This window comes from Bradyrhizobium sp. P2_E8, from assembly GCF_056403875.1.
This window is the reverse complement of sequence record NZ_JBFUES010000784.1, coordinates 1-3,633: the sequence shown is the minus strand read 5'-3', so window position 1 is coordinate 3,633 and position 3,633 is coordinate 1. Positions and strand designations below refer to the sequence as shown.

4 protein-coding genes are annotated in these 3,633 nt (G+C 64.7%); 1 reads left to right on the top strand and 3 read right to left on the bottom strand.

Going from position 1 to position 3,633, the window contains the following annotated elements; translation table 11 throughout:
- Positions 1-237: 237 nt before the first annotated feature.
- The gene (locus AC1D00_RS31740; RefSeq protein ID WP_027546048.1) at positions 238-1,020 is read right to left on the bottom strand and encodes a protein phosphatase CheZ; all 783 of its coding nucleotides are present in this window, start codon (positions 1,018-1,020) and stop codon (positions 238-240) included.
- Positions 1,021-1,334: 314 nt separating this feature from the next.
- Between AC1D00_RS31740 and AC1D00_RS31735 the strand changes: the two genes are divergently transcribed.
- Positions 1,335-2,147, top strand: a complete 813-nt coding sequence (locus tag AC1D00_RS31735) for a L,D-transpeptidase (protein ID WP_477013381.1) — start codon at positions 1,335-1,337, stop codon at positions 2,145-2,147.
- Positions 2,148-2,217: 70 nt separating this feature from the next.
- Here AC1D00_RS31735 and AC1D00_RS31730 read toward each other — a convergent pair whose 3' ends face one another.
- Together AC1D00_RS31730 and AC1D00_RS31725 are read right to left on the bottom strand one after the other, a co-directional pair.
- Positions 2,218-3,048 carry a DUF2076 domain-containing protein gene (locus AC1D00_RS31730; protein ID WP_135176482.1) on the bottom strand — a complete coding sequence of 277 codons (831 nt, stop codon included), beginning with the start codon at positions 3,046-3,048 and terminating at the stop codon, positions 2,218-2,220.
- A gap of 129 nt (positions 3,049-3,177) precedes the next feature.
- Positions 3,178-3,633: ChbG/HpnK family deacetylase (locus tag AC1D00_RS31725; RefSeq protein ID WP_477013380.1), on the bottom strand; the 456-nt coding region annotated here is incomplete at its 5' end.

Genomic DNA, 3,633 nt, shown 5'->3' with positions numbered 1-3,633 from the left:
GTCTACGTCCGCTGCGCCCCGAGGGCGTAGTCTCTCGCCTCCGTCATGCCCCGCGAAGGCGGGGCATCCAGTACGCCGCGGCTTCTCGGCTCTAGCCTCGCTGTCTCTGGAATACTGGATCGTCCGCCCCAATGCGCAATTGCGCTCAAGGCGGACGATGACAGCGTGAGATAAATCCCCAAAAACAAAAACGCCGGCTCGCGCCGGCGTTTTGGTTGTCCGCGATCTCGCGTCTGTTCAGTCGAACAGCGCGTCGATGTCGTCCTGCGAGGCGTGGCCGACGTCGCCGGCGAGCTTCGGGCCGTTGAGGAGTTTTTCGTCGTCGCTGCGGGCGTCGACCGGCGCCGGCACATGGGCCTTGATCGCGTCGACGCCGCCCCAGATCTCCATCATCGCGTTGATGTGCTGCTCGATGAACTTCATCGTGGTCATGACCTTGCTGATGCGCTGGCCGGTCAGGTCCTGGAAGTTGCAGGCCTCGAAGATCGAGATGACGCGTTCCTGGATGTCGTCGGCGAGCCGCTTCTGCTGGTCGGCCGATTGCACCTTGGACATCGCGCTGGCCGCCTGGTCGATCGACTCGGCGGCTTCCAGGATCTGCTGGGTCGCCTGCTCGGTGCCGCCGACGACCGCGCCGAGTTCGCCATTGACCTTGGCCATCTCGCCGCCGTCGAAGCTCTTGCCATGCAGCGTCGCGATTTCGCGCTTGGTTCGGTCGATGGCGTCGTGGATGAGGTCGAGCTCGACCTTCAGCTTCTCGCACTGCTCGATCTGCGCCCGGTACGTGTCGAGCATGGTGCGCGTCTCGGCAAGCTCATGAGCCGTGGAAGCATCGATCGCCGCCATCGCCGCGCTGGCGGACAGCGGGGCAGCGGTGCCCTTCGCCATCTGTGCGCGGATCGCGCGCAGCTCCGCCATGATCTCGTTATGCATCGGCGCAGCCTCCTCAATCATTTCGGGGCTGGGCATCTCGCCGACAATAGCCTCTTCGACACGAAAACGTTTGCGGTGAATCGCCATCAGGAACTCCCCCCACCTCACTCACGCGTCTTTGTAGGCAGAAGCAATTTAACACGAGGTTCACGACCGGAACTGTTGCGCGGCCGCGCGCGACGGCCCGCAAACGAGCGATTAACCATGAGCATGAGGCGTTCATCGAAAATAAACGCTGATCGCCAAATTGGGCCGTCGCTCGCGACGTGGTGAATCAAAACGGCGTTTCCGTTTACCAAACAAAACGCCTTTTGCTTTTTATTGACCACGTCGCGGACGCCGATCAGCCATCAGCTCTGCACGACGCATGTGATCTAGACGAAACAGTACAGAGTACGTCGATGTTCAAGAAAATGTCTGTCGCGCTGCTCGGCGGCGCTTGCACCCTCGTTGCCGGCGCAACCAGCGCCAGCGCCTTCGACRATACCGTGCCGAACGATCCGCCCGCGGTGCTTTACCAGCCGCAAGTGGCGCCGGCGCCGGTGCGCGTCGCTTCCAACGCGAACATGGGCGGCGGCTTCATCGAGTTCCTGTTCGGCGACGGGCCCGGCCGTGGTCCGGCCTACGCTCCGCCGCCGGTGTATCAGCAGCAGCCGGGTTACAACGATCCGCGCCGCCTGCCGCCGATGGGCGAGCCGCAGATGCAGGGTGGATATCAGCAAGGCGCAGGTCTCCAGCAGGAGGCGGTCGATCCGCGGCAGCGTCAATTCGATCCGAGATTCGAGAAACAACTCGTTGACTATAGCGGCAAGGAAAGTGCCGGCACGATCGTGGTCGATACGCCGAACAAGTTCCTCTATCTCGTCGAGGGCAACGGCCGGGCGATGCGCTACGGCATTGGCGTCGGCCGTCCCGGCTTCACCTGGTCCGGCGTGAAGTCGATCACGGCCAAGCGCGAATGGCCGGACTGGACCCCGCCGGCGGAAATGATCGCGCGCCGCCCCGACTTGCCGAGGCACATGGAAGGCGGTCCGGAAAACCCGCTCGGCGCCCGTGCGATGTATCTCGGCTCCACCCTCTACCGCATCCACGGCTCCAACGAGCCCTGGACCATCGGCACCAACGTCTCCTCCGGCTGCATCCGCATGCGCAACGAGGACGTCATCGACCTCTACGGCCGCGTCAATGTCGGCACCAAGGTCGTGGTGATGTGAGGTCCGAGTTTCGAAATGAAAACGGCCGCCCCATGGGCGGCCGTTTTTGTTTGCGCGCTATCGAGCCGCCTTACGCATAATCGCTGCCGCCATCGTCACCGCCGCCGAAATCGCTGTCGTCGGCCATGTCGACGTTGTCGTCATTGTCGTTCTGATCGTTGTAATTCTGGTCGTCGTTCGAAGCCTGGTCGACAAAGCCTTGGCGGGAATCGCCGCCGCGGTCGCGGCTGGAGCCGATGTCGTTGAGGCCGGCATCGCGCGCGAGCGAGCCGCCGGACTGGTCGCTGCCGCCCCAAGGACTTCCACCAGCGCTGCGGTCGCCCAGGGCGTTGGTGTCGCCAAAAGCCTGCTGGTGCGATCCGCCCATCATGCCGCGGATGCTGGAGAGCAGCAGCGAGCCGCCGACGACGCCGGCCGCGGCCGCCGCGGCCGTACCGAGGAACGAGCCGCCGCCACCGCCGACCGGCGGGGCACCATAGCCCGGGGCCGGAGCCTGACCGTAAGCCTGTCCATAGGGCGGCGGGGCGCCGTAACCGGGTTGCGTCTGTTGCATCGCCTGGCCGCTGTTCCAGACCGGCCGCGAATCGCGCGGCGGCACGTTCGGAACCGAGCCGCGCGAGGGGCCCCCACCGAACAGCGTGTCGCGCATGGTATCCAGGAAGCCGCCGGATTGCGCCTGTTCGGGCGCATGGGCCGCTTCCAGCTCCTGGATGCGGTTATGGGCGCGCTTCAGCGCTTCGTCCTGCAACAGCGTGGTCTGCACCAGCGCGTAAATCGCGCCGGGCGCCTTGCGCAGGCCGTCGGAGATCGCGGCGATCGCGTCGGGATCGCGCGGTGCATTTTCCAGTTTCGAAAGCCGGTCAAAAAGCTCGTCGACGAGCTGGCGTTCCTGCGGCGTCATGATCAATCTCCCTCGCGCAAACCAAGCGCGCAGGAGATGTAGGGTTCCATTGTGGCCCCAACAGTGCCGGCCATATTAAATTTCGGTATGCGACAAGCTGCCTCGTCGGGCCGGCGCTTTCGCCGGCTTTCACCCCAGTGTGGTATTGGTCTGCGCCAGCAGCCGCACGAATTCGTCGCTCCCGAGATAGGCATATTCGCGTTCGCGCACGTCGGTCATCGGATCAAGCGCGGCAAGGACGTCGTCGACGAAGCCGGGATGGCACATCACGAGGCCGCCATCCGGCAGGCCGTCCAGGAATTGCCGCATCATTTCGCCGAAATCGGCGGCGCGGCTGAAGTCATAGGCGCCGGCGAAGCCGGGATTGAAGCCGAGGCCGGCACCGGCGGCGCGGCGGCGGAATTGTGCGCTGAGGATGTCGAGCACCATGGCTTTGGGTGAGGCCAGCCGCTGCTTCAGCGGCAGGTCGCGGCCGCCCTGACGCACCCAGGCGTTTGGCGCGGTTTCGATAACCGCGTCGACAAAGCCGTCGCGCACCTGCGGATAGAGCTGCACATGCTGATGTCCGTCGACGAAGTCTGGGGC

What these genes read in the sequence shown, in the direction of transcription:
- AC1D00_RS31740 (WP_027546048.1), bottom strand. Translation starts at nt 1,020, where the DNA reads ATGGCGATTCACCGCAAACGTTTTCGTGTCGAAGAGGCTATTGTCGGC.
- AC1D00_RS31730 (WP_135176482.1), bottom strand. Translation starts at nt 3,048, where the DNA reads ATGACGCCGCAGGAACGCCAGCTCGTCGACGAGCTTTTTGACCGGCTT.